Consider the following 22411-nt stretch of genomic DNA (forward strand, 5'->3'; position numbering starts at 1 on the left):
ATGGCTCAGTCCGTGAGCCACCACACGATGTCGTTGAAGGGCATGGCCATGATCTCGGCAGCCGAGAAACCGGTCTCCTTGGCGAGTCGCTTGGCCAGCCCCTTCAACGTCGGCCCGTCAAATCTCGTCGTCTTGGACCAGACGAAAATAGCCTTTCTGCAGGCGCATGTAGTCGACCAGTTTGAGGGCCATCAGATCCTGTTCCGGGGTCTGAGTCAGCGAGGAAAACAGCGACATTTCGCGCTTTTCTTCATCGCCGTTGCAGGTAGCTTGCGCGGCTCGAATATCTCGCACGCACGGCGCACGAATGGTCAGCGTGTCGACCAGCACACCCGACAGTTCGGTGGGGTGTCGCAGTGAGATGCGAAAGCCTTCCTCGGTCAGTTGCAGCCAGCTTGGCAGTGGTTTTTCTTGAGTGGCTTGATTCGTTTGCGTCATTTCATCGTGTCCTTAAAGGCCGAGGGCCGAACGTTCGTCAGCGAGCTGGTCGACGCCGTCGACGACCAGGACCATCCCCAGCATGTCGATCTCGTAAACCACGCGGCCGGCGACTTCGAGCTTGTAGTAGGTCAGTGCCATGTTGTGTTTGGTCTCGGCCTTGTCGCCGGGCTTCCAGTCGCCCATGTCGACTTCCTTGATACCGCCACGCATGGTGACGATCACTGGGGTGACCTTGCCTTTGAGGCCTTTGAACGAGCCGCGGAACACCGCACTACAGGCGGTGCGGTCAGACAGGCCGAAAAACTTCAGCGCTTCGCGGCGCACACCGTTGGTGGTGAAACCGGCTTCGAGCTTTTCCACGCCAGTCGGAATTTCAACCTCGCCGGCCATACCGCCGCCTCGGTAGGCTTCGGTTTTCAGGACCACCTTGGGCAAGGTGAGGCTCGGCATTTCACCGGCAAAACTGACGCCGTCGATAAACCCGGCGCAGTTGGAGAGAACTTCAGGAATCATCTGGGTGCCTCCTTAGGCAGCTTCAAGCACTTCGGTCATCCACTCGTTGGTGACCTCGAAAAGGAAGTTCGGGTTTTCCGCCGGCGGCACGTCGGTGAAGCGGATCCGCCAGTACACCTTGCCCTGCTCGATCTGGCTGGCCGTGTTCAATTCGTGATCCGGGAACACCTCGAAGTTGATCACCGCGCCTTGGTTCTTCAGGTCGCGCATGAACGCTTCCAGGCCGTCGGTGACGTCCTTGACGTAGGTCTTGGTGATCGAGCGGTCGACCGCCCATTTGTGGCCGGCCTGAACTGCATCCATGAGGATGAACAGCGTGCGCACGCGGGTGACGAACGCCCATTTAGGATCGCTCGACAGCGTGCGGTTACCCCAGAGACGGAAACCGTCGTCACGAATGATCGTGGTGATGTTCGCGTTGTTGAGCAGGTTGGCTCGGCAGGTCTCATCGCCATCCAGGTACTCGACCGCACGGGTGGTACCGGTGATGCCGGTGAACTCCTTGTTCGACGGCGAGGCCCAGAAGCCGTAGGTAGCATCGGTCCAGGCAAACAGGCCGGCAGTCCAGGCAGAACCAGGCGCGTCCAACGTCTTGCTTTCGCCGGTGTCCCAGAACTGCACACCTGGGTCGACCATGAACAGATTGCGACTGCCGAAGTTTTTCGCGTAGGCCATGGCGGCCTCGTCGGTGGTACATGGCCCGTCGATGATCCCGATAGCCCGCAGCTTTTGCGCCAGGCTATCCATGGCCGTGGCCACTGCTTGCGTAGCCGAATGGCCGGGGGCGATCAGCAATCGCGGCTGGGCGTTGAACAGGCTCTTGCCATCGAGCAGCGCCTGCAGACCGGTACGCTGACCGGACGCCAACTCACCCCCGATGATGGCCGAGGTCTGCAGCGCCGGGTCGTCCATCTTCGGCACACCGATGGCGACGATTACTGCCTTGGCCTTGGCGTAAATCGCCTTGCAGGCCTTGGTGATCGCTGAATCGGCGCCGAACGCTGCAATGGCTTCACGTTCGGTGGTGATCAGCTTGAGTTCGCCGGCCTTGGCCGTACCGCCACCCACCAAGCCAGGGCTGAAGGTGTCGCACAGGCCGATGATCGACGAGGACGGGAGCGAGATAGTGCGTGCGCCGGTATCGACCGAGGTGGTCGTGACGCCGTGAAAGAAACTCATAAGGCTCGTTCTCCAGAAACGAAAAAGCCCCGCGTGTCTGCGAGGCTTGAGGAGTTGGTGTTGGTGTTGGTGTTACGCGTAACGGAAAAGAAAACGCCCCGTCAGTGCGGGGCGTTTACTGAGGCGGTTCGGTCAACCACATAGGCGCAATCGGTCGATGTTCGGCGAATGGGAATTGCGAACCTTGCGGCCAGTCGCGCAACTGGCGGCGGTAAGCCTGCAGCTCCGCGTACTGCTCAGCGGTGATCGAGGTCGCGCCGCCCTCCTCGATCTCGTCACGATGCCGAGAAACGAGCGGATCGGTCAGCGCCAACTGCGCATCCCGCCAAGCGCGCTCTGTATCGGCCAGCGCCTCTACATCAAGCGGCGGCGGATCAATCAGAACCGGCTGACCATTGGGCCTCGACGACATTTTTTTGGGACTGCGCGACAGCTCGTCAAGCAGCGATAACCAAACACTCTCCGCCACTTCGACCACGTCGGCCGGCATGTTTTCGCCATTGATCTCAAGGGTATAAGCCCCGCATGTGGACGGGCTGAAATACACAACTCTTGTCATTTTTAGTTCCCTATTGCTCGCCACCACACCGTCCAATTCGATGTGGACGCAGCTGACTGATTCTGAACGCGCAACGTGCAACCGGTCAGGGTCACCGATCCCCCCATAAGCGCGTGCATCAAACACAATGACCCCACGTGCGTCAGCGATACGTTTCGAACACCATTAAGGAACGGAACAGGGAATGTGACGTAAACGTATCCGTTAGCATCCGTAACACCCGACCCCCACTGCTCGATCACCCCCGACGAGCGCCGCTCATAGCCATTCCCCAGAATCGACGACACACCCGACCCGCCTACAGCAAGCCAGCCACCAGACGCCGCGATGAATTCCGACGCGACGCCGTTACCCAGCACGACATTGGGCGAACCAATCGTGTTGCCATTAGGCCCGGCAATGTTGCCGTTTATCGACCTTACAGTGCAGGTGGCCGTGGCTGATGCCTGAATGTAGAAGCGGCTCCCAACAGGCAACTGCGACGAATCAGGCAGCGTAAGAGTGATTGCCGGAGCGTTGGCATAGACATACTTGCCGACATCGGCAGCCGTCAAAACCGTATTTGCTGAGTAGGTCACATAACCGGCCAAACTACCCGCTGCACGCTGCACAAACTCGGTAGTCGCCAATGACTTGCTGCTGTCGAATTGCGGCTGCGTCTCCCAATGCGCCCCCCGCAAAATCGGCGAATACTTCAGCGCGCCATCGCCCCCTTCCAGCGCCCAGCCCTGACCGTTATTCAAGCGCCGGAAGGCCGAGATTGTTGATTGAGGCTGAGTGAACGGCCCCAACGCGCCGTTGATCGCAATCAGAGACTGCCCGGCCTTCGCCTTGAAGGTCGCACCATTCAACCCCGCGAGAACAGTAACGACTGCCCCTTGAGGAACAGTGCTCGAATCCGGCAGGGTGACGGTCGACCCCGACCCGCCAGGCGCCACCAAGCGCCCAACATCAGCTGGCGATAAATCTACGCTCCCGGGATAGGTCACCAGATCCGCATAACTACCCTGCGCTCGTTGGGCGAACTCGGTCGTCGCGAGCGATTTGCTACTGTCGAACTGCGCCGGCGTCGGGGCTGTCGGGTTGCCGGCGAAACTCGGCGAAAACAACCGGGCTAACCCGTCTGTAATGTCCTTGAACGTCAGCGCGGTAGTGCCCACGACAATCGGGCCATCTGTCACCAGTTGCCAAATCGTATCGGCCTGCGTCGCCCCGATCTCGACCGCCACCGTCAGGTTGGGCGTTACCTTGGCGCTGTTGTCCGCATCCTTGGCCCGCACCCAGGCACCCACCGCCACCACATACGGCCCGTTATCCTTGGCGGCCGCCTGATTTTTTACCAGCACCCGATCACCGGCCGCGAGCGCAACACCGTCAATCGTCTGCAGACCGACCAGACTGATATTGGCGGTGGTAGCGGCGCGCACCGACTGCTTTATGTCGAGCTTGCTCAGCTCGTCCAGAATGCGCGAATCGACATACTCACGCGTCGCCAGCACCACCGCCGGGTCGATCTTGAGGGTGATGTTCCCGGTACTGGATACCACAAAGTTCATCCGCACCACTTGCGTGCGGCCGGAGCCTTGCGACAGCAGCGGCTTGAAGCTCGGCGCACAGTTGGCCACCGCCACCAGATCCCCGTCCGCGTCGTAAAGGCCGATTTCGCGAATCCATTTACCGCCCTCATCGGCCGGAATGATTTGCTCGGCGATGATCACCGCCGGGTTGATCGGGTCAACGCGAAGCTGATTCAACGGCTTGCGGCGCCACTCGCTGAGCAACTTGGTCTGAGTGGCCGCCGGCACCGGATTCGGCGGGTCGGCCAGACCGCCCGGGTTGGCATCGCCAACCCCCATTTCGGTGATTCTCCAGGCAACGCCGAGCGCGTCGGCGTTCGCCTGTTTGGCCATCCCCACGTTCGTGAGGATCGCGAAAAACTGCGAATTCGCATCAATCATGATAAACGTCCAGAGTGTCTATGGTGTGTTCGCGGCCGACCACGCCAATGCTGCCGGTGACCTCAATGTCACGCATGACGGGCGGGTAAACGTCGATTTCGTCGCCGTCGTAGAGGGACACGGCAATGTCTAAATTGCCTTGGGTTTCCAGGCTGATGGCCAAGCCGGTAAGTTGTCGGCTGACGGGCTTGGCGTCGTCGATTAAGCGTTCAAGTTCGAGATACATTTCCTCGGTGATGCCGGTGTCCAGCACCCCCACCTTCAGCGCGAAGGTGCCCGGCACGCCCTGCGGCACGGTGTTGAACCATTCGACGATCTCGATCAGGTAGCCCAGCGGCTCAACCACTCGACGCAAAGCGCCGATGGTGCCCTTGTGCTTGTGGATGAAGAACGACGCCTTGATGGCGGCACGCTTGACCGACTCCGACCACGCCGGATCCCAGCGGTCGACCGACCAAGCCCAGGCCAGATGCGGCAGCAGGTGCACCGGACAGGTGTCGGGGTTGTACAAGGTGCGCAGCGGAATCAACGTGTTTTCGGCAAAAGTCGCCTCGATACCCCGCTCCAGGGGAGTGCTGTTGAGCGGCAAAAGACTGCGCATATCAACCTCCCAGCACGACGGAATAACCGGTGCAGTACGCCGCCTGCGCCTTGGTCGGTTTGAGATCCAGCCAGTCCGCCAGCTCCACGCGGGCCACGCCGGCAACATGCAGCTGCGCATCGACGCCAGAACGCGCCACTTCGACGCCCAACCGGCGGCGTGGATTGATCCAGGCCTCAAGCCGCTTGATCGCCTCGGTAAGCGCGGCGTCGTTCTCCGGGCCAGCACCTTTCATGTGCAGCACGGCGTCGACGCGGTAGCGCAGGATCTGCGCGCCGCGCACCGTGACGCGATCACCCACCGGGCGCACGTCGTCGTCATTCACCGCAGTGGCGACCAGCTTCAACAGTTCAGGACTGGCCGTGCCGTCACCTTCAAGGCCCAACACCGTGACATCCACACAGGCCGGTGACGGGCTTTCAGCCGTTGCATCTGCCACCAGCGCTGAAGCATTGCGCGCATGCAGTATGTAACTGTTACGCGGCCCTGCCGTGGTCAGTCCCTCATAGGCCAATTGCACGCGCTCGCGCAGAGCGTCGTGTGATTCCATCACCGCCTCGACCGGTGGTACCGCCAGCGGATCGGCAGGTTGAATCACCAGGCGCTTGAGATTGACGTTAGCCGCAAGGTGCTCCAGATCGGCGCCCGTCGCATAGGCCAGGAGTTGCGATTTGGCCGCGTCGTTGACCCGTGCCCGGTTGCCGAGCTTGATGTAGCTGGCGACCTCCAACAGCTTGGTCACCGGATCACTTTCCAGAGAGGCCGTCCAGTTCCCACCCATGTGGCCGCGAAACACGTCGAGTGCCTCGCCAAACACTTCTTCAAAATCCAGCGGTTCCAGCACGTCCGGTGCCGGTAGCTCCGACAGATCCACCAGGGTACTCATACCCACACCTCCAACGTGCCGCGCACACCGAGGTATTCGCCGCTGACTTGTATGTTGATTTTGCCGCCCAGCATGGACAGCACGCGCACCCGTTCCAGCTTCAAACGTGGCTCCCACCGGCCCAGCGCCCTGGCCGCTTCAGCCTGCACGGCGCTTTTCCAGCCCTCATTGACAGGCAGGTCAACCATGCGCCGGAGCTTGCTGCCGTACTCCGGACGTTCACGGCGGCTCACCAATGGCGTGCCGAGGATGTCCCCGATGGACTGGCGTAAATGCTCGATGCCGGAGATGGGTTGCCCGGTGTGGCGATCCATTCCGATCATCGGGTTTACTCCTTGAGCGGCTCGAACTCGGCATGGGCTTTGAGCGTTTTCAGCGCCACATCGTCGGCGCTATCGACCGTGACCTTGTTCTTCGCCACGGCGAGCGTGCGGCCGTCCGGCAGGACAACCGTGCGCGAGGTGTAGAGCGTGTCGCGAAAGGTCACGCCCATGGGCATCAGCACTGGGCTGATGGGAGTGGACTCAGGCGCAGTTGTTTCATCTTGATGTTTGGCCATGGGAACTCCAGGCATGAAAAAGCCCGCACGCGGCGGGCTGAGTAAATGTTGAGTTAGTGCTTGTGATGGTTGTCGCTTTGGCCGGCAGCCAGGATGTCGGCATCGCTGGTGATGCTTTGGGTAGCGTGCAGCGGGCCATCGATGTTGACCTGCCCTTTGATATTCACAATGCCCTTCAGATCGATCGTTCCGGACTTCACGAAGACGGCATTGTCAGTGACTTCGGCCAGGGTTGATCCGACCTTTATCGTGACCGTACCGCTTGGCACGCTGATGGTGTAGCTGCTCGTCTGCCAGTCGTAGACCAGAGATCCGCCATCGTCGAAACGCCAGACTTCAACGTGATCGCGATTGTCCGGCGGCGCGCCGCCATTCCCATAAAGGCCGGGAATGAATGTCCCCTGTGCTACCTCGCCGCTGGCACTGATCAGCGTGCCCTGCTCGTTGAGGCTCGGCGCTCGCCAGTGCCGCGCCTTGCCGGCGGCGACGCTGTGCCAGCGTACCCAGCCACTGACCCATTCACCGTCCGACACCCGGCACACCGGTGGTGAAGCGGCGAGATCCACCGCCACCACATAGCAGTCCTTCACCAGGCCGGCGAGCATGCGATCATGCTGGGCGCTGACATAGCCGCCGCTCACGCCAGATTCTCCGGTGCAAAATATTTGTCCCGGTTGGCCGGCCCAGCATCCGGATCAACGCCAAACAGCAGGGTGCCCGGTGGCTGATCTGGCCACGGCCATTGTGCTTCGCCAAGGTAGATCTGCTGCGTCCATTCCACGACCCAGACTGTGTAGCCGTCCAGCTCGGGCTTGGTCCAGTCCGGCATAGCCTGAACAAACTCGGCCGGTTCGACCTCGATACCCCAAGACTGCATCCGAAGTAACACAGCCAATTGCCCGACGATAAACACTGCTTGCTGTTGGTGATCGGGCTGGATCGGGTCGGTAATCACCCGCGCTTCGAACTTGCACGACAGGCCCGTCTCACCGGTTCCCGGGTCGATGCCTGGCTCCATCTCTGCGAGTTCGACCAGCACCGCTGGCAGTGGAATACTGCTTTCGATGATGGGCCAAGTCGCGACGATCTGAAGGTCCGGCAAATGATCCTGAATGCGCCGCTCAATGGCTTGATACAACTGCTCAAGACTGAACGGCTCGTCGACTTCATCCGTCACGTCATTTCCCCTTCAAGTGCTTCTGCACTTCAAAATTGAGTTCCTGTTGCAGGACATGCACCAACTGTTCGTCAGCCTTGCGAATCCAGCTTTCGAAGTGTGGTCGTGCCTGCTCCAGCGATACCTTGGCTTTCGCCAGAGGAAAACGGCTGTCATGTTCGGCGATCCAACCTGAACTGGCACCGCCCGCCCCACTGACCTCACTGTCGGGGTAGTCATTGGCGTCGAAATGCTTACTGGCCGTTCGGATCCAGACGTCTGCGCTGTTGCCGTAAACCTTCTTGAAGAACGCCCCCTGAAATCGGCGCCCCGCCACTGACACACCGGACCGACTCTGCCGGGGCAGGCCGATGCGGCTCGCCTCCATGGCGTTGAGGCCGAACCAGAGTTTGCCGCTGTTCGCTCCACCGCTGACCGGGTAAGCTCGCAGCCGCTGCCGCACAGCAGCAACCGCAATGCGCTCTTGTCGGCCAACGGCTCGGGCAATTTGCGTGGCGAGCCATCGCAACGTTTTGTTGATGGCTCGCCGCTGTGCAGCAGCTGCTGCCTTCGGCAGCACAGCAGCAAAGTCCTGAAAGGCTTTCAGGTCGGCTGCCGAGGTTTGCAGCGAGATCATCCCGCCAGCGGCCGAGGGTTTGAAGTAGCTGCCGACACTCATGGACGTTTCCTCAAGATCAGAGCGACCAGACCGTCACCGGTGGGCTCCAGTTGCAGCAGGTCATAATCGCCACCACCGTCGAGCTCCGGTACGTCAACACTTACCAGCAGTCCCTTGCTCAGACCATCGGCGTCAGCGACGCGGACCTCGAAGCGCGGCTCACGAATGGCGGTGTTCATCCGACCTACCCGAGGTTGCAACCAGGGCGCCGAGAACATGCCGAGTACCGGTTCGTTCCGCCCTTCGATCCGTGCGCTGTCCCCCAAAGTCCCGAAAACAATGTCGTCGACATCGGCCATCAGCTCGCGAATGCCCATGACTACATCTCCAACAGGATCTGCGCCAGCGGCCGAGTGCACATGTGTAGTGGGTTGGACTGCGCTTCACCGGCCATGCCCTTGTTGAATGGCAAGGGTTCGATCTTGCTGTAGTACGGCACGCCTTCGGTGTTGACCGTTTCCATGTAGTCGGCCGGTGCAAACACCGAGATGTACAGGTCCGGGACGCCCTCGGGAATCAGCAGCGCTTTGTCGTCGTGCACGAAAGTTACACCGGCGATCTTGCCGCGGTACCGCTCCCAGGTGATGCCGCCGTAATCGAAACTTTCACGCGCGTCTCCGCGTAACGAAGCCGCTTGCTGCGTGTTGAGGTAGGTGTCTTTCACCTCCTTGAGTTTCAACATGGCGTTCCAGAAGTTTTTGCCACAGAACGCGCGCGAACCACTACGGGTAACGCTCCCCAGTGCGTCTTCCTGCAAATCCAAGGCATCACCACACTTGATACGAAAGTCTTCGTCAGAGCCACCAAATCCCATCGACAAACTTTTTCGTTTCACGCCGAAACGGTCATAAAGATCGAGCAATACGGTTTTGCCGTCAGCGTCGTAGATCTTGCCGTTGAGTGCGCCCAGCCGCTGGAACTCGTGAGTAACGTCCAACTGACGGCGCGCCTTGGCCAGACGTTTGTTCACGACGTCCTGCACCGACTGCAGCTCGGAGCGCGTACCGAATGCGCGAATACCCTGGATCTCGTCAGCCTTGATGGTGAAGCGCTCAGGCAAATGCACGGTGTTGAACGGGATCAGGTTGCGCTTGCTGCCCGACACCACCAGACCGGAGGTGCCGCGCTCACCGGCCGGTACCAGGGCGAGGGTGTCGCCGTCTTTCTCGATCTGCACCGTCAGGGTGGTGATGCCTTCCTCCTGAAACAGACCCAGGCTGCCAATGCGCCCGGGAACGTATTCCTGTTCGTTGATGGCAGCGGTCAACGAGGACACCGAGAATGCCTCGTCGTTGAAGATTTGAATGTCAGCCATGAAGCAGTCTCCAGAAAACAAAAAACCCGCACAGGGCGGGCTGAAAATTTGAAGGCGATCGCCTTAACGGACGATCACGTTATGGGCAGCCAGCGCTTTTTCGGCCGCCAGATCCAGGCCGGTCAGATGCGCTTCGCTGACCTCGGCGAGCCGCACCACGGCGCGCCCGCGACGGACGATGTCGGACGTGCTCAGCGGGCCGAAAAGAATCGCCTGCGCGTTCTCACTGCCGTCTTCAGCGGTCGGGTTATACGGTGCGAATTCGCCGGTGGCGGTGACCAGGCCAAGGATCTGTCCAGGCTCCAGCGCCGGGCCGGCGGCGACGTTGATTGCTTCACGGGAAATGGTGCCTGCGCCCTCGGACAGTAGGAATTCCCCGGCGTGCATCGGTTCGCGTTGAATGTTCATGCAGTAGCTCCAGTAAGTGAGGTTCGTTTGCCGGTCTGCGCTGCTTGGCGTGCGGACCAGATCGAGGGCTGGTCGATCAGCTTGGCCTGCACTTTCGGCGGAGGGTCATCGGCCAGCGGCAGGCTGTTGTCGATCTCGAAGCCTTTGCCGCTGCCGACTAGTTTGTCGAAGAGCCGGGCACGCACCGCCGAGGTATCCAGGCCGGCCGAAACGTACTCGGCACTGAACTCCGGTAACCGTGCGGCGACGCACAAGTCGTCGATGGCTTTGGCCTGGATCAGCGCCGCCTGCACAACCGCTTCGCTTTCCAGCTTGGTGACAGCGAGCAGCGGCTCGATCAAATTGCTGATGCCCGCCGCCGTGCAACGTTGGCTGATCAGCACCGCCAGTTGCGCGGCATTGGACGCCGGCGCCGGTGGATCATCCGGGATCAGCGGTGCAGGCTCCGGTGAGGGTTCGGGTGCCGGATCGGCCGGTTCATCGAGTTGGGCCAGCAGCTCAGCCGGGGCATGCTGAAAACGCTGCAACACGGCGCCCTGGCCCAAACACGCTTTGACCTTGACGCCGTCGCCGATCTCATCGGCCAGACCCAAGGCCACCGCCTCATTCGCCGTCAACCAGGTCTCGGCCGCCACCAGACGGCGCAGTTCGGTTTCATCGATGTCCGGCGCCTTGGCCTTGTACGCCGCGATGATGGCTTCCATGGTCTGGTCCAACACATCGGCGACCTTGCGAAAGCTCTCGGCGTCGCCGGCGGCGTAGGTCCACGGGTTGTGAATCATCAGCATGGCGTTAGACGCGATCACCACCCGGTGCGCGCCACACACGGCCACGCTGGCTGCGCTTGCCGCCAGAGCATCGACCCGACCAGTGCAGCGCTCGCCCAACCGCGACAGCGCGTTATGCATTGCCAGCCCATCGAACAGATCACCGCCGACGCTGTTGAAGGCCGCCACTACGGGCGACACGCCGTCGTCCATGGCGCGCAGATCCTGGACAAACTGATTGGCGGTGACGCCCCAGGTACCGATCTCGCCGTAGACGAACACTTCAATCGTGCGCTGCTCGGCTTCGCCGTTAGCCTGCATGGCGTACCAGCTCTTGTCCGAGACCTGCACCCGCTCGCCGGCCTTGTTGTAAATGCGCGGTCGCGCCTGTTTGCTCATGGTTGCTCCTTGTCGTCGAATGACTCGATGACGTCGAGGGTGTTGTAGTTGAGGCCCAGGCGAACGGCCCGGGCGAGGTCGGCGGCGTTTTCCGCATCGACCGTTTCGGCGTCATAACCGGTGCGCAGCACCATCTCGCTGCGCGAGGCGAAACCGGCCTTCACTTCCATCGTGCGCGCCTGCACGTCCTGCACAGGCTGGATGTAGGCCCAGCCCTGCGGTACCCAGCGAGTACGCAGATACTCGCGTCGTCGCTGGGCGTAATCCTTGAGCACCAGCGCACCAGACAGCACCGCCATATCCATCCACGCTGCACGGACCGGCCGGCACAACTGGTGCACGTAGACGCTGAATTGCAGTTGCTCCAGCCGGCGACGAAACTCGTTGAGCACCACGCGCAAAGCACGGTCGTTGATTTCGCGCATGTCACCAGTAAGAATTTCGTAGGGCGTACCGGTGCCAGCGGCAGCGGCCATCAATTGCTGTCGCATGAAGTCCGGGTAGTTGTTGCCGGCGTCGGGCGGTTTGGAGAACTCCACCTCTTCGCCCGGGCCGAGCTCCTGCATGGTTCCGGGTTCGAGCGCGACCATCGGCGTGAAGCCATCTCGGTCCGTGACCAGCGGCGCACCGGTGACCGGATCACGCGGCATGGGACCCGATTCAGGCGTAGGTCGGGTGATGAAGCCAGCGAACAGGTTGGCCACCTCCTGGCGAAACAGCACCGCGTCATCGTAGTTGTCCAAGCTGCGCAGACGCTTGAGCACCGGCGACAAGCGCGGCACGCCACGCAACTGGCCGGGTTCCAGCGGCTCGAAGATGTGCAGCACCTGCGTGGCCGGCACGCGCACCAACTGGTTGTAGCCGGAATTCAACGACGAGGGATCGCCCGGGTGCGAGCGGTACATCCAGTACGCCACGCGCTTGCCGAGTGAGTTGAACTCGATGCCGGCACGGATCACATTGCCGTCGCGGGTTGTTTCGAACTTGTCGTGCGGCACGAACTCCGGAGCGAGCAACTGCAGTTGCAGCGGCACCGCATGACCATCGTCCATGCTACGTGGCCGCAGACGAATGAAGCATTCGCCGGAGGTTTCGACGGTGCGTGCGGCCAGCGCCTGCTGGCCATAGAAGTCGGTCAGGTCATCGGCGTCCGACTCGTCAACCCAGTCCTCCCACAGTTCCTGCAGTTGCTTACGCAGGGCGTCGTCGTCCGTCTTCGGCCGGGGGTTAATGCCGGTGCCGATCAAGTTGCTGACGCGTTTGTCGATGACGTTGAAAGCATACGGGTCGTTGCGCACTGCCGCCCGCGAACGTGCACGCAGGTTACGCAGGGCCGGAGTGTTGATGGTGTTCAAGCCACTGTCAGGTGCATCCCAGCCTGCGGAGCGACGGCCCTCCCCGGCGCCTTCGTAACTGGCCTTGATGTTCGACGGCAGCAAGAATCCGTTACGGGTTAGCGTCGGATAACGAGCCATTACAGTCCCTTGCCTCCGTGGTAAAGCCGGACCACGCGTGAACGCGGCCCGGCGGCATTGAGCAGTGAGGTGCGAATTTCTTCACGGGCCTGCAGCAGCTCGTTGATGGTTCGGTACTCGACGGTACGATCGCCGAAGCGCACGGTTTTTTCACCGCGCGCGATGGCCTTCTCGATGACGTCGAGGTGCTGTTGGGTAAAGGACATATCAGCGTCTCTTCAGATAACCGCTGGTAGAGCTGCGGCGTTGAGATGGCGAGGCTGCAGGTCGTGCGGGTGCGACAGGAGCAGCCGGTGTTGGTGGGGCCAGTTGAGCTTGTCTGACCGCAGACGGCGGCGGAGATGGCTCGGCTGTTTGGGTTTGATCAACACGCTCGGCCTGAACAGACTTGGTCGGTACATCATCGAACAACCCGGACTGCGCCAGAGCCTGCCGCACCCGATCCCAGTCGTGTTCCTGGTAACGGTTGATGCCGAGGTAGTGCGCCATCGCCAGGCAATACACCATCAGGTCGAGTGCCTCGTTGCGCTCAGCCTTGCCCTTCACCCACTCGATGCGTTTGTGGCCGCGGATGTAGCGAGCGACCTTACGCTCGGCGACGCACTGGGCGAAGAACTCATCCGGCAAGTCGTTGGCAAAATGCAGCGAACCCGGACCATCCGGGAACGGGTAGCGGTTGTAGATCCAGTCTTTCGCCGTGTCGGTACCGACGAACCACAGCTCGGCACCGTGACGTTCGGTCTGGCCTTTCCAGGTCACGTCAACCATCGACGGGCGCTGGGCAATCACCGGGCGCCCGGGCTTACTCGCGCCCTTGATGGCGAAGATGTTGCGCCAGCGACGCACGCGGCAGAACTGGTAGACTTCGTCGGTGTGGTGACCACCGGAGTCAACACCGGTAGCGAGAATCGCCAAACCGACGCCGCAGGGATGCCGGTAGCGCGCCTTGAGTTTCTCGTCCAATACCGCCCAGGTGCGTTCATCGGCCGGGTCGCCCCAAATGATCTGGTGATCAACCACCCAACGTTCCATGCCGATCCCGAAGCCCATCACCATCAGCTCCAGGCGGTTGGCCTGAACGTCGACGGCACCGGTCAGCATCATCACACCGGCCGGTATTGCGCCAAGGCTGTAGGTTTCGAGCCGCGCCCGAGCGATCAACACTTCAGCTTTGGTCTGTTCGAGCGCACTGTCCCAAACCTTGGCCAGACGGGTGTTGTAGAACACCTGCATGAGGCTTGTATCGCCTTGGGCTTGCGCTTTTTTCGCGTCTTCAAACTCTATGGCGAGCGAAGTCCAGTCCATCCAGCCTGTCGGCGAGTACAGGGCGCTGAGATGAAAGCCAACCGTCTTGCCGTCACCGGTACCGTGCGCACGCCATTCACCGCGAGCGAGCATGTCGCTCTTGTGGTGTTCCTCGATCAGCACGTCACAGTCCAGCCCGGACGCCGCGCATTTGTAATGCACGACGCTGAAATCGGCTGAATAGAGTAGGTTTTCCCACTCAAGCACTTGCATATGCCCACAATGCGGACATGGCACGTAGTAGTGACGCTGATCGCTGGACTCGAACAGATCGGCAATTCGCGAGGCGCCCTTAATCGTCGGCGAGCTGGAAAAGTAAATCTTCGCGTTGCGACCGAAGTTGGTCGCACGCGTCTCTGCCAGCCTGATGGGATCACCCTCCTGACCGACGTCGTTCTCCCAGCGGTCGACCTCGTCGCCGTAGATGTAGCGTGCCGACAGCTCCGATAGATTGGCCGCAGAACCGGCGGTGGTGACATACAGCGAACCGCCCTCGAATTCCTTGGTGTCCATCGTATTGCGTGCGTCCCGCGAGCGGGTGGCCGCGACCCGCTCGCGCAGCACTGGAGTGGCTTTGATGGTCTTGCTGATGCGCCCCGACACTCGCTTGGACAGGCCGAGGCTGGGCAACAGCGCCAAGATGTTCGACGGCGCCATATGAATCAGTCCGCCCATCCAGTTGAGCGCGATCTGGGTTTTCATCAACTGCGAAGCCACCATGGTGACCACGCGTCTGCAGGGATGAGCCGGCGACAGGCAACGCATCGGCTCACGGGCATAAGGTGTGCGCGAGGTACGGTATTGGCCGGGCTCAGGGGCACCGGTGTCCCGAGGAATCCGCATGTACTCATCGGCCCATTCATCAATCCAGAGATCGGGGTCGGGACGCAGCCCACGGAAGTAGTTCTCACGGTACACCTGTGCACCGTCAGAAAATTCCGTGTGCATAGGTTCAGTTCAATGTTAAGGCGTGATCAAGGTCCGCTGAAGAAAGGCGCTCGGCTTCCTCCAGCGTTCGACGGATTGTCGCGGTGAGGTGTTTTTCGATCTGCCAAGGATCGGTCATTGCCGCCAAGTCGTAAGACAGCTGCGGCAGCGGTCCGAACAACTGGTCGCGAAGTAATCTGCCCGCGTCGTAGGCGCCAGTCTCGACTGCCTCCCTCGACACCAGCGAACCTTGCGCCTTGCCCAGCTCGATCTCAGCCAGTTTGGCCATGTTGTGCTCGCGCAGTGCACGGGACTTCTGGTAGTCCGGATGTTTGCCGTCGACTGGGATCAGTTGCGGCGGCGCAGCCGTGGAAGTCGACTCCGTCAGGGGCGACAATTGGCTGTAAACGTCACGCTGAATCCGGTCTTGCTGGTGGCGGTCAGCGACAGCGGCCTTACTGGGGTCGCTGGTTTTATCGAGCAGAGCCTCAGTGGCTTCCAGATCGATCTTGCCATTTGCGGTGAGCACCAACCGATCCTGGCTGGCCAATTTTGAAACATAGGATTTGGCCCAACCGCGCCGGGCCGCAAACTCCGTTTTGGTGATGATTGTCATGGTTAATTCTCCAGTTCACCGGCGAGTTCACCGCCAGTTCACCTGTTCACCTCAGTTCACTAAGCTGGTGAACCGTCCGCTAACACAGTCCCGCGGGTTTCCGACCCCGTGTCCCTCAGATACCCCTAGGGTCCCCGGCGGTTTTCGGCGCACCAGATCGGTGCATCACCCCTGTTCACCCCCGGTTGGCGGGACTTCGCAGACGCCCAGCCGCTTGGCAGCCCATCGTTCGTACAACCCGATGGCCACATCGGCACCGGCCATCGCCGTCAGGCAACCCAAGGCGCCCGCCGTCCAGATCGACATGCCGGCAGCAATCATCAGCATCATCGCCGACACACCGCAGACAATGCAGGCACCGGACCGAAGCGCGAGGCGGCGCAACAACGCCCAGCCCCGCGCCCCATCCTTGTCAGCCCGCCACATCTCCCCCGATACGCCGCCGACCAGAGCCAGGACGATCACTAACCAGATCGGCATCTCTGCCAGCGCTTGTTGCTCGTTTGTCATCGCCAATCCCTAAACGCAAAAACCCGGCGCAATGGCCGGGTTTGGTGGTGTGGTGCCTGCCGCTCTCTGCGGTCGCACCTATCGAAGATGACTACTTTTTACAGGTCGATTCCGGTGGCAGCAACCCCGGTTTAATGCCACCCGGCGAATATGTGGGTAACACCGGGTGAACGCCTAGCGAATGTCGGCGAATATCCCATCCCGGCATTCTGCTGTTTCGGCGGCGTCCCATCTGTCCCACCATTCAGAATCAAAGTGGGACGCCTGAGAGCACCTAAATTCAGGGCTTCGCCCCACTGTCCTACTTATTTCTCTCCCTTCTCGTGTAAAGGAAGAATTTAAAGAACACGCATGCGCGTGAAACGCGCGTATTGCCGCCCGCTACGCTTACACGGGCGGGAGGCACTTTCTAGCGGGACGGTGGGACAGCCCAACAACGACAAGGCCCGCACCTGTCCCACGGCATCAAAACGCAGCGGGACAAGACGGGCCAGTGGGACAACAACAGCCGGACGAATGCCTGGGGTCACGCAGCCAACCCCATCATCACGCCGAAGATCTGCAGGTGTGCCTCATGCAAACGCTGGTAGTACGTGTCGCGGCCACAACCGCAGTGCGCGTACCGCAAGCGCATATCAACGTCGAGCGTGCAGTAATGCTCCCGCACAACCGTCACCAGCTCGGGCGCCAGATGCTTGGTCACGATCAGCTCGATGTCGAGAGAACTCTCCAGCGGCGCACGGAAGGCCCGCCGTCCACGGATCAGTTGCCCATTGCTCTCCATCATCATGGCAACCATGTTCCCCCCAGCAAGCCCCCCTTTCGAATGCTCGGAATGCAGCTCCTGCGCCCACAACCGAAGCAGCGAATCGATCTCCTTAATCAAAGCAAGGCTCCTGAATCGGTTCCCGCTTCAACGCCGAAGCACCGCCCCACCCTGCAGGCTTCTTGTAAGCCCACGGCCGCTGCCCACTCTTCACCAACGGCGGTAGCCGAACCCGCCGCCACCCCAACCGATGCATGATCGCCCCGACCCGCATCTGTTCCGGCTTACCCCAATGCCCGAAATCCAGTTTCAACGCACTGGTAAGCACATCGCTGCCGGTGGTGGTCTCGCCAATCTGCGACTCTTCCAGCCAGGTCAGAATCGGCCCTTCCCATTCGTCCACCACAAAGCGTTCGTCCTGCTCTTCGCCGAACATCGCCGCCTCATCCAGCGTCACCCACCAGAGGTCGCCTGCGTCGTAACAGAACACCGCCTCGGCCCACAGCTGATCGCGGATCGAACGCAACAGCTCCAGATCCACCTTGGTACACGCCACCGGCCAGTAACGCCGGTTACCGGTCGCGTCCTTCAAGTACTCGTCCTGGTTCGTCGTCCCCACGAACACGCACTGACGCGGAACGTCCATCGTGCGACGGCCGTAACTCTCGCGGTAGGTATCGGTGGACGCCGAGAAAAACTGCTTGGCCTTGGTACTCTCGGCCTTGTTGAAACTGTCCAGCTCGCCCAGCTCGACGATCCACTTGCCCCGGATCGCCTGAAAGCCGTCCTTGTCGCCGAGGGCAAACGGCGTATCCATGAACCACTCGCCGCCGAGAATACTCATCGCCGTCGACTTACCGGCGCCCTGCGCGCCCTCAAGGATCATCACCGAGTCAGCCTTGCAGCCCGGCTTCATCACCCGCGCCACGGCCGACAACATCCAGCGCTTGCCCACCTTGCTCGAGTAATCGGTGGCATTCACGCCCATGACGTCCGTAAGCCAGCTCTCCAGGCGCGGCACGCGATCCCACTCAAGCTTGCGCAGGTACTGCCGCACCGGATGAAACGCATGGTCATGCGCAACCACGCTAACCGCCTCGATCACATGTGACGCCTTCACCCGCAGGTTGTACTGCTGCGCGAGCCACTTCATCACCCGCACGTCATCGATGTCCGCCCAATCGCCCGTGCCGCCGCCATACGGTGCAGCACGCAGCTTCACGATCTTCGAACTGAACGCGCTGTAAATAATCACCCCGGCCCAACGTTCATCATTGGCCAGGATCAGCTCGACGTTCTGCATGTGCGCAATCAGCGCGCCGCTTTCACTTCGAGCCAGCATGTCCTTCCAGCCACCAGCGGCCGGCGGCTTGACCACCGCCAGTACCTGGCGACGCACCGCTTCCAAACCTTCAGCAACATGCAGGTCGTTGAAGTCGGTCCACTTGATCTCCCGCTCACCGGAAAAGATCGGCGCAACCACCTGGCCACCAACGATCAGCGCCGCGTTGTTGGCCTTCTCTTCACCAGGGTTCCACGCATCGCCATTCGGCTTCGTGGTCTTCCAGTCGTCATCCCGGCAGATGATCAGCGGGCAGCCGGCGAACCGCTCGCGCATCGCCTTACACACCACCAGCAGGTTGCCGGCATCAAACGCGATAGCCACGGTCAGCGAAGTCGCCATGTGCAGGCTTGCGCCCGTGGCGTAGCCCTCACATACCAGCACTGGCTCGCCCGGATCTGGATGCGGACCGATCAGGTGAAAGGCGCCCTCCTTCGACATCCCGTAGGGCCAATACGACTTATCCCGGCCGGTGTCTTCCTGCTTGGTTGGAAACACCACCTGCAGGCCAACAATCTCGTCTCGCACGTTGGACATCGGCACCAGGAACGCACCGGTGCGCGGCGCATACCGAACACCAATACCTACGATCTGCTTACGATCCAGATAGTCGCTACGGCCCTTCTCCGGCATGCGCTTGAACATACCCGCCGCACGCTTGGCCGCACGACGCGCTGCACTGGCAGCGATCTCGGCAGCCCGGCGCTTTGCCTCTTCCTGCCGAGCGCGCATGACCTCACGCTCTTCCGGCGACATTCGCCCGGCCTTGACCTTGATCTTCTGCGACTCACCCGAACGCCAGTCACCGAACGCGCCGAAAATCAGCGTCTCGCCCTTCTCGGTGCGATGCTCATGGGCGATGTACCAGCCGTTTTTTTCCTTGCCCTTGTCCTGTGCAGTCTTGCATCGGGTCAGCTTACCGAACACCAATGGCTGCGCAGGCTCAAGCCCGTAATCCGCGAATTGCCCCATGACCTCATCGAGCATAAATGGCCCCCAAGATCTCATCGACCTCTTGGCAGCTCACGCATTGAGTACAGCCAGGAACAGCGATGCGGCGCCCCTCAGGGATCGGATTTTCACAGTTCTCACAGAACAGAAACGAATGCGCCGCCAAAGCGGGCTTGGCGGCGTTGCGTGCAGCGAGCGCTTGATCGATGCGCTCTTGCACCAGGTCATTAGCGAAGTCAGCGATATCAGCCACGATCAACACCCCGCGTCGTCTGGTTGACATACGTGGCGCGGTTGAACAGCCCCAACAGCCCCTGAATCCCACGAAACACCTGCAGGCGAATCGCGGCTAGTTCCTCATCGGAAACAACCCCATCGCCAATGCTCTTTGCCCAGGTATCCGCCAGATCAGCCACCTGCCGGAAGTACTCGGCAATCCCGGTGGTCAACGTCTCCGGCATGTCATTGGTGTACGCCTCGGCCAGCTCCTGCCAAGTCGTGTCACCGACCAACGCATGCACCGCATCCAGAATGCGGCGATCCTTGGTCAGCTCCAGAATCTCGCCGAACTCTTGAATGTTCACCGTGTGGCTTGGGTGGGTTGGGGAAAGCTTGTGCTGCAGCGTGGTCGCATTTCGGCCGGTGGTGGCGGCGATAGCAGCGGCGCCGCCGGGGTAGTCCCTTGCAGCATGGTAAAGCGCAAGATCGAGCGGCAGAACTTCCCGCTGCGCCCGGTCTAGAGAGCTCAGAATGATACGGCTCATGGCATTAATCCTTGTAAGTTGCCAGTGCCGCGCGACATGCAGTGGTGATACATTTGCCGCGTGGCTTGAAAGGGCCCAAACGCCGGCTAGATCTTCGGGATCAATACCGGCACCGTGCCGGAGCGAACAATCCGTTGTTCACCCCTGGCGCAACAGCTGCCCAATCTGTGGTGGAAAAGGCAGCAACACCAAGGCTTCCGAGCCTTGGAAAAGCGCGATAAAGAGAGGTGGTTGCATGTGGTGTGCCCGCCTACCTATATCGCGACCCGACAGCGCTGTGGTGGTGCGTGTCGGGAGGAACTGGGCGGCCTTTGGGTCGCCTTTTTTCTACCTATGCTGCTCGAACTTCAGGATCACTCTCAACAACGCCAAAATGCTCTAAAACCTCGAACAGCGACACACTGCCCCCGCTCTCACGGGCCAGCGCTTTTATCAGCGAAACGCTCGGGTCTTTGCTCGCATACTTAACGTGGAGCCTTAGGTAACTGACCGCAATGTGGCAGCGCCCTGCATAGGCCGTAAGCGCTTCATGATTCATTTGGTTGATATATTCGCGCAGATTCATGGGTGTACCTCCTGACCCACAAATTAACCCATGGGGTTATTTTTTTCAATACCTACAAGATAATTCACCTCTAAGGTTAATACAGACAGACTCTGCTAATGAAAATTTCAGATACTCGTCTTCAAAATTTCCGCAGAGTCTTAGCTGAAAAAAAGCTAAGGCTGACCGATATCGCTGACCTGCTCAGCAAAGCGCCAGCGCAGGTCAGCGCCTTCGGAGGAAAAAACCCTACAAAAGGGATCGGTGATCAAATTGCGCGCGAAATTGAGCGTGCTTTGCATCTGCATAGCGGGTATCTCGACATGCCTTATGGGCTAGGTGAGTTCAATAACGCCACCTTGTTGAGTCATACAGGACGAAAATTGCCAGTGATGGGATCAATCGCTGCTGGAGCGTGGTGCGAACAAGAAGCGAACTTCGACCCAAGGGATGCGGAAGAATGGATCGATGCCCCTGGGCCTGTTGGGCCGCGAGCGTTCATCCTTCGAGTGGAAGGCATGAGCATGGAGCCAAAATTTATAGAAGGCGACAAGATCGTCATCGACCCCGCACTTGAGGCATTACCAGGTCATTTTGTTGCAGCCAAACGAACAAGTGATCAAGCTGCGACGTTGAAACAGCTAAGACAAGAAGGTGGTGAGCAATATCTTTTTGCATTAAACCCTGACTGGCCTGACCGGATAATCCGAATGACCGAAGAGTGGAGTATCTGTGGAAGAGCTAGATGGAAGATTTCTGACCTTTGAAATAAATCACATCACCTACAACACCAAGGACATGGATTTATATGGAAATAATTAACGGCCAAGTTTGGTACACTTACACATCAAAACTATTCAAACAGTTTGACTTGACGGAAGCCGCAAAAAAACTAATCAACTCCGACGCATTTGCTTTCGCCTCAAGAGATAACGGAGAGCTATATTACAAATCAAACAACAGGGTTGAAACCAGACAGCTATCTTACAAATTGAATGCCACAGGAACAGGCATGACCGTGACTGGTCACTCTGACTTCGTAGACAGCAAACAGAACAACTACACTTTGCTTTCTTTCTGGAAAGATATAGCTTTAAAACTTTCACGACTCAGACTATTCAGTGAGGGCTTTGGCTTTCCGGAAGATTTCATTCGCGCATTCATGAATCCCATATTCATTCGAATTGGCACAGACGAAGAATATCGTGAATTTATTCCCTACGTAAACCTATACTCTAGCGGATTAATTCAAACCACACTTATCCCAATGAACGAAAGCGACGGCGAGAGTCTGTACCCGTTCATTACTGACTCAGTCAACTTAGCGATGAGAGGTATTACGTCTGTATTAGCTACAAAGGCGTACACAAAAGAACTGTTACGCATAGATTACGATTGCTCGGGCACATTTAAAAAGCTCAGAGAAATCAAACATCTGATGACACTTGACAAAAATTTGGAATTATTTCGAAAGGAGCATGAGGCAGGCATTGAAAAACTAACTGTGTACGAGCATGTGTTGGGACCATCAATTTTATTATCCGACATATGCTTAAGCATTATGGATGTTTGCGGAAATATACTTTCCCGCCCCCGAACAGCGACACCTGAATACTGGCTTCAAAAAGCCATTAGACCTGTACTTAGAAATGGCACGTGGAGAGGAAAACCCTGCGTATATATTCAAGAACATACAAATCAAAAAACCTTTCAAACGAAAATATAGAACACAACAAAACACTTGTACAAAGTGTAATGAGCCGATGTTTCCTGAAGGACGGGAGCGATTCC

28 protein-coding genes are annotated in these 22411 nt (G+C 59.5%); 2 read left to right on the top strand and 26 right to left on the bottom strand.

Features of this window, described 5'->3' with window-relative positions; all coding sequences use genetic code 11:
• Positions 1-117: 117 nt before the first annotated feature.
• The 26 genes from I5961_RS18695 to I5961_RS18820 all read right to left on the bottom strand — a co-directional run bounded on the left by I5961_RS18695 (position 118) and on the right by I5961_RS18820 (position 20641).
• A complete protein-coding gene (locus I5961_RS18695; protein ID WP_083366713.1) occupies positions 118-438 on the bottom strand; it encodes a phage tail assembly protein in 321 nt (106 codons plus the stop codon).
• Positions 439-450: 12 nt separating this feature from the next.
• Positions 451-954 (bottom strand): phage major tail tube protein, encoded by a 504-nt coding sequence (locus I5961_RS18700; protein WP_047598893.1) that lies wholly within the window; start codon positions 952-954, stop codon positions 451-453.
• 12 nt (positions 955-966) lie between these two features.
• Positions 967-2133: a phage tail sheath family protein gene (locus I5961_RS18705; RefSeq protein WP_227233024.1), complete on the bottom strand. Its 1167-nt coding sequence runs from the start codon at positions 2131-2133 to the stop codon at positions 967-969.
• Positions 2134-2248: 115 nt separating this feature from the next.
• The gene (locus I5961_RS18710) at positions 2249-2692 is read right to left on the bottom strand and encodes a phage tail assembly chaperone (protein WP_227233025.1); all 444 of its coding nucleotides are present in this window, start codon (positions 2690-2692) and stop codon (positions 2249-2251) included.
• Positions 2693-2694: 2 nt separating this feature from the next.
• Positions 2695-4650: a phage tail protein gene (locus I5961_RS18715; RefSeq protein WP_227233026.1), complete on the bottom strand. Its 1956-nt coding sequence runs from the start codon at positions 4648-4650 to the stop codon at positions 2695-2697.
• Entirely contained in the window at positions 4643-5251 is a 609-nt protein-coding gene (locus I5961_RS18720) for a phage tail protein I (RefSeq protein WP_145594964.1), read from the bottom strand. Before I5961_RS18720 ends, I5961_RS18715 begins: the two co-directional genes overlap by 8 nt.
• Position 5252: 1 nt before the next feature.
• Positions 5253-6137 carry a baseplate J/gp47 family protein gene (locus I5961_RS18725; RefSeq protein WP_227233027.1) on the bottom strand — a complete coding sequence of 295 codons (885 nt, stop codon included), beginning with the start codon at positions 6135-6137 and terminating at the stop codon, positions 5253-5255.
• Positions 6134-6460, bottom strand: coding sequence for a GPW/gp25 family protein (locus I5961_RS18730; RefSeq protein WP_227233028.1), 327 nt, complete (start codon positions 6458-6460; stop codon positions 6134-6136). The genes I5961_RS18725 and I5961_RS18730 overlap by 4 nt, the downstream gene beginning before the upstream one ends.
• Before the next feature lie 5 nt (positions 6461-6465).
• Positions 6466-6696: a hypothetical protein gene (locus I5961_RS18735; protein WP_227233029.1), complete on the bottom strand. Its 231-nt coding sequence runs from the start codon at positions 6694-6696 to the stop codon at positions 6466-6468.
• A 53-nt stretch (positions 6697-6749) separates the two neighbouring features.
• Entirely contained in the window at positions 6750-7301 is a 552-nt protein-coding gene (locus I5961_RS18740; protein ID WP_227235621.1) for a phage baseplate assembly protein V, read from the bottom strand.
• A 32-nt stretch (positions 7302-7333) separates the two neighbouring features.
• Positions 7334-7873: a hypothetical protein gene (locus I5961_RS18745; RefSeq protein WP_227233030.1), complete on the bottom strand. Its 540-nt coding sequence runs from the start codon at positions 7871-7873 to the stop codon at positions 7334-7336.
• Position 7874: 1 nt separating this feature from the next.
• The gene (locus I5961_RS18750) at positions 7875-8531 is read right to left on the bottom strand and encodes a hypothetical protein (protein WP_227233031.1); all 657 of its coding nucleotides are present in this window, start codon (positions 8529-8531) and stop codon (positions 7875-7877) included.
• On the bottom strand, positions 8528-8848 hold the full coding sequence (locus tag I5961_RS18755) for a hypothetical protein (protein WP_227233032.1): 321 nt from the start codon (positions 8846-8848) through the stop codon (positions 8528-8530). Before I5961_RS18755 ends, I5961_RS18750 begins: the two co-directional genes overlap by 4 nt.
• Before the next feature lie 2 nt (positions 8849-8850).
• Complete coding sequence (locus I5961_RS18760) at positions 8851-9846, bottom strand: major capsid protein (protein WP_119426945.1); 996 nt, start codon at positions 9844-9846, stop codon at positions 8851-8853.
• A gap of 63 nt (positions 9847-9909) precedes the next feature.
• The gene (locus tag I5961_RS18765; protein ID WP_095139914.1) at positions 9910-10254 is read right to left on the bottom strand and encodes a head decoration protein; all 345 of its coding nucleotides are present in this window, start codon (positions 10252-10254) and stop codon (positions 9910-9912) included.
• Complete coding sequence (locus I5961_RS18770; RefSeq protein ID WP_227233033.1) at positions 10251-11420, bottom strand: head maturation protease, ClpP-related; 1170 nt, start codon at positions 11418-11420, stop codon at positions 10251-10253. The genes I5961_RS18765 and I5961_RS18770 overlap by 4 nt, the downstream gene beginning before the upstream one ends.
• On the bottom strand, positions 11417-12895 hold the full coding sequence (locus I5961_RS18775; RefSeq protein ID WP_227233034.1) for a phage portal protein: 1479 nt from the start codon (positions 12893-12895) through the stop codon (positions 11417-11419). The genes I5961_RS18770 and I5961_RS18775 overlap by 4 nt, the downstream gene beginning before the upstream one ends.
• Positions 12895-13101 (bottom strand): phage head-tail joining protein, encoded by a 207-nt coding sequence (locus I5961_RS18780; RefSeq protein WP_095139911.1) that lies wholly within the window; start codon positions 13099-13101, stop codon positions 12895-12897. The genes I5961_RS18775 and I5961_RS18780 overlap by 1 nt, the downstream gene beginning before the upstream one ends.
• Position 13102: 1 nt before the next feature.
• Positions 13103-15148 (bottom strand): phage terminase large subunit family protein, encoded by a 2046-nt coding sequence (locus I5961_RS18785; protein ID WP_227233035.1) that lies wholly within the window; start codon positions 15146-15148, stop codon positions 13103-13105.
• Positions 15149-15152: 4 nt separating this feature from the next.
• On the bottom strand, positions 15153-15743 hold the full coding sequence (locus I5961_RS18790) for a terminase small subunit (protein ID WP_227233036.1): 591 nt from the start codon (positions 15741-15743) through the stop codon (positions 15153-15155).
• 165 nt (positions 15744-15908) lie between these two features.
• Positions 15909-16253: a phage holin family protein gene (locus tag I5961_RS18795; RefSeq protein ID WP_227233037.1), complete on the bottom strand. Its 345-nt coding sequence runs from the start codon at positions 16251-16253 to the stop codon at positions 15909-15911.
• Between the two features lie 526 nt (positions 16254-16779).
• Positions 16780-17139: a hypothetical protein gene (locus I5961_RS18800; protein WP_119739013.1), complete on the bottom strand. Its 360-nt coding sequence runs from the start codon at positions 17137-17139 to the stop codon at positions 16780-16782.
• Positions 17132-19348, bottom strand: a complete 2217-nt coding sequence (locus tag I5961_RS18805; protein ID WP_227233038.1) for a VapE domain-containing protein — start codon at positions 19346-19348, stop codon at positions 17132-17134. The genes I5961_RS18800 and I5961_RS18805 overlap by 8 nt, the downstream gene beginning before the upstream one ends.
• Positions 19338-19565: a TraR/DksA family transcriptional regulator gene (locus tag I5961_RS18810; protein ID WP_227233039.1), complete on the bottom strand. Its 228-nt coding sequence runs from the start codon at positions 19563-19565 to the stop codon at positions 19338-19340. Before I5961_RS18810 ends, I5961_RS18805 begins: the two co-directional genes overlap by 11 nt.
• The gene (locus I5961_RS18815; RefSeq protein WP_177413691.1) at positions 19558-20076 is read right to left on the bottom strand and encodes a phage regulatory CII family protein; all 519 of its coding nucleotides are present in this window, start codon (positions 20074-20076) and stop codon (positions 19558-19560) included. Before I5961_RS18815 ends, I5961_RS18810 begins: the two co-directional genes overlap by 8 nt.
• A gap of 331 nt (positions 20077-20407) precedes the next feature.
• The gene (locus I5961_RS18820) at positions 20408-20641 is read right to left on the bottom strand and encodes a hypothetical protein (RefSeq protein ID WP_139055606.1); all 234 of its coding nucleotides are present in this window, start codon (positions 20639-20641) and stop codon (positions 20408-20410) included.
• Between the two features lie 98 nt (positions 20642-20739).
• On the opposite strand from I5961_RS18820, the gene I5961_RS18825 reads away from it, so the two are divergent.
• Both I5961_RS18825 and I5961_RS18830 read left to right on the top strand, forming a co-directional pair.
• Positions 20740-21387, top strand: coding sequence for a LexA family protein (locus I5961_RS18825; RefSeq protein ID WP_139055607.1), 648 nt, complete (start codon positions 20740-20742; stop codon positions 21385-21387).
• Between the two features lie 41 nt (positions 21388-21428).
• Complete coding sequence (locus tag I5961_RS18830; protein ID WP_227233040.1) at positions 21429-22346, top strand: hypothetical protein; 918 nt, start codon at positions 21429-21431, stop codon at positions 22344-22346.
• Positions 22347-22411: the final 65 nt, after the last annotated feature.

The sequence above is a fragment of the Pseudomonas sp. IAC-BECa141 genome (assembly GCF_020544405.1).
GTDB lineage: Bacteria > Pseudomonadota > Gammaproteobacteria > Pseudomonadales > Pseudomonadaceae > Aquipseudomonas.

What these genes read in the sequence shown, in the direction of transcription:
- I5961_RS18695 (WP_083366713.1), bottom strand. Translation starts at nt 438, where the DNA reads ATGACGCAAACGAATCAAGCCACTCAAGAAAAACCACTGCCAAGCTGG.
- I5961_RS18700 (WP_047598893.1), bottom strand. Translation starts at nt 954, where the DNA reads ATGATTCCTGAAGTTCTCTCCAACTGCGCCGGGTTTATCGACGGCGTC.
- I5961_RS18705 (WP_227233024.1), bottom strand. Translation starts at nt 2,133, where the DNA reads ATGAGTTTCTTTCACGGCGTCACGACCACCTCGGTCGATACCGGCGCA.
- I5961_RS18710 (WP_227233025.1), bottom strand. Translation starts at nt 2,692, where the DNA reads ATGACAAGAGTTGTGTATTTCAGCCCGTCCACATGCGGGGCTTATACC.
- I5961_RS18715 (WP_227233026.1), bottom strand. Translation starts at nt 4,650, where the DNA reads ATGATTGATGCGAATTCGCAGTTTTTCGCGATCCTCACGAACGTGGGG.
- I5961_RS18720 (WP_145594964.1), bottom strand. Translation starts at nt 5,251, where the DNA reads ATGCGCAGTCTTTTGCCGCTCAACAGCACTCCCCTGGAGCGGGGTATC.
- I5961_RS18725 (WP_227233027.1), bottom strand. Translation starts at nt 6,137, where the DNA reads ATGAGTACCCTGGTGGATCTGTCGGAGCTACCGGCACCGGACGTGCTG.
- I5961_RS18730 (WP_227233028.1), bottom strand. Translation starts at nt 6,460, where the DNA reads ATGATCGGAATGGATCGCCACACCGGGCAACCCATCTCCGGCATCGAG.
- I5961_RS18735 (WP_227233029.1), bottom strand. Translation starts at nt 6,696, where the DNA reads ATGGCCAAACATCAAGATGAAACAACTGCGCCTGAGTCCACTCCCATC.
- I5961_RS18740 (WP_227235621.1), bottom strand. Translation starts at nt 7,301, where the DNA reads ATGCTCGCCGGCCTGGTGAAGGACTGCTATGTGGTGGCGGTGGATCTC.
- I5961_RS18750 (WP_227233031.1), bottom strand. Translation starts at nt 8,531, where the DNA reads ATGAGTGTCGGCAGCTACTTCAAACCCTCGGCCGCTGGCGGGATGATC.
- I5961_RS18755 (WP_227233032.1), bottom strand. Translation starts at nt 8,848, where the DNA reads ATGGGCATTCGCGAGCTGATGGCCGATGTCGACGACATTGTTTTCGGG.
- I5961_RS18760 (WP_119426945.1), bottom strand. Translation starts at nt 9,846, where the DNA reads ATGGCTGACATTCAAATCTTCAACGACGAGGCATTCTCGGTGTCCTCG.
- I5961_RS18765 (WP_095139914.1), bottom strand. Translation starts at nt 10,254, where the DNA reads ATGAACATTCAACGCGAACCGATGCACGCCGGGGAATTCCTACTGTCC.
- I5961_RS18770 (WP_227233033.1), bottom strand. Translation starts at nt 11,420, where the DNA reads ATGAGCAAACAGGCGCGACCGCGCATTTACAACAAGGCCGGCGAGCGG.
- I5961_RS18775 (WP_227233034.1), bottom strand. Translation starts at nt 12,895, where the DNA reads ATGGCTCGTTATCCGACGCTAACCCGTAACGGATTCTTGCTGCCGTCG.
- I5961_RS18780 (WP_095139911.1), bottom strand. Translation starts at nt 13,101, where the DNA reads ATGTCCTTTACCCAACAGCACCTCGACGTCATCGAGAAGGCCATCGCG.
- I5961_RS18785 (WP_227233035.1), bottom strand. Translation starts at nt 15,148, where the DNA reads ATGCACACGGAATTTTCTGACGGTGCACAGGTGTACCGTGAGAACTAC.
- I5961_RS18790 (WP_227233036.1), bottom strand. Translation starts at nt 15,743, where the DNA reads ATGACAATCATCACCAAAACGGAGTTTGCGGCCCGGCGCGGTTGGGCC.
- I5961_RS18795 (WP_227233037.1), bottom strand. Translation starts at nt 16,253, where the DNA reads ATGACAAACGAGCAACAAGCGCTGGCAGAGATGCCGATCTGGTTAGTG.
- I5961_RS18805 (WP_227233038.1), bottom strand. Translation starts at nt 19,348, where the DNA reads ATGCTCGATGAGGTCATGGGGCAATTCGCGGATTACGGGCTTGAGCCT.
- I5961_RS18815 (WP_177413691.1), bottom strand. Translation starts at nt 20,076, where the DNA reads ATGAGCCGTATCATTCTGAGCTCTCTAGACCGGGCGCAGCGGGAAGTT.
- I5961_RS18820 (WP_139055606.1), bottom strand. Translation starts at nt 20,641, where the DNA reads ATGAATCTGCGCGAATATATCAACCAAATGAATCATGAAGCGCTTACG.
- I5961_RS18825 (WP_139055607.1), top strand. Translation starts at nt 20,740, where the DNA reads ATGAAAATTTCAGATACTCGTCTTCAAAATTTCCGCAGAGTCTTAGCT.
- I5961_RS18830 (WP_227233040.1), top strand. Translation starts at nt 21,429, where the DNA reads ATGGAAATAATTAACGGCCAAGTTTGGTACACTTACACATCAAAACTA.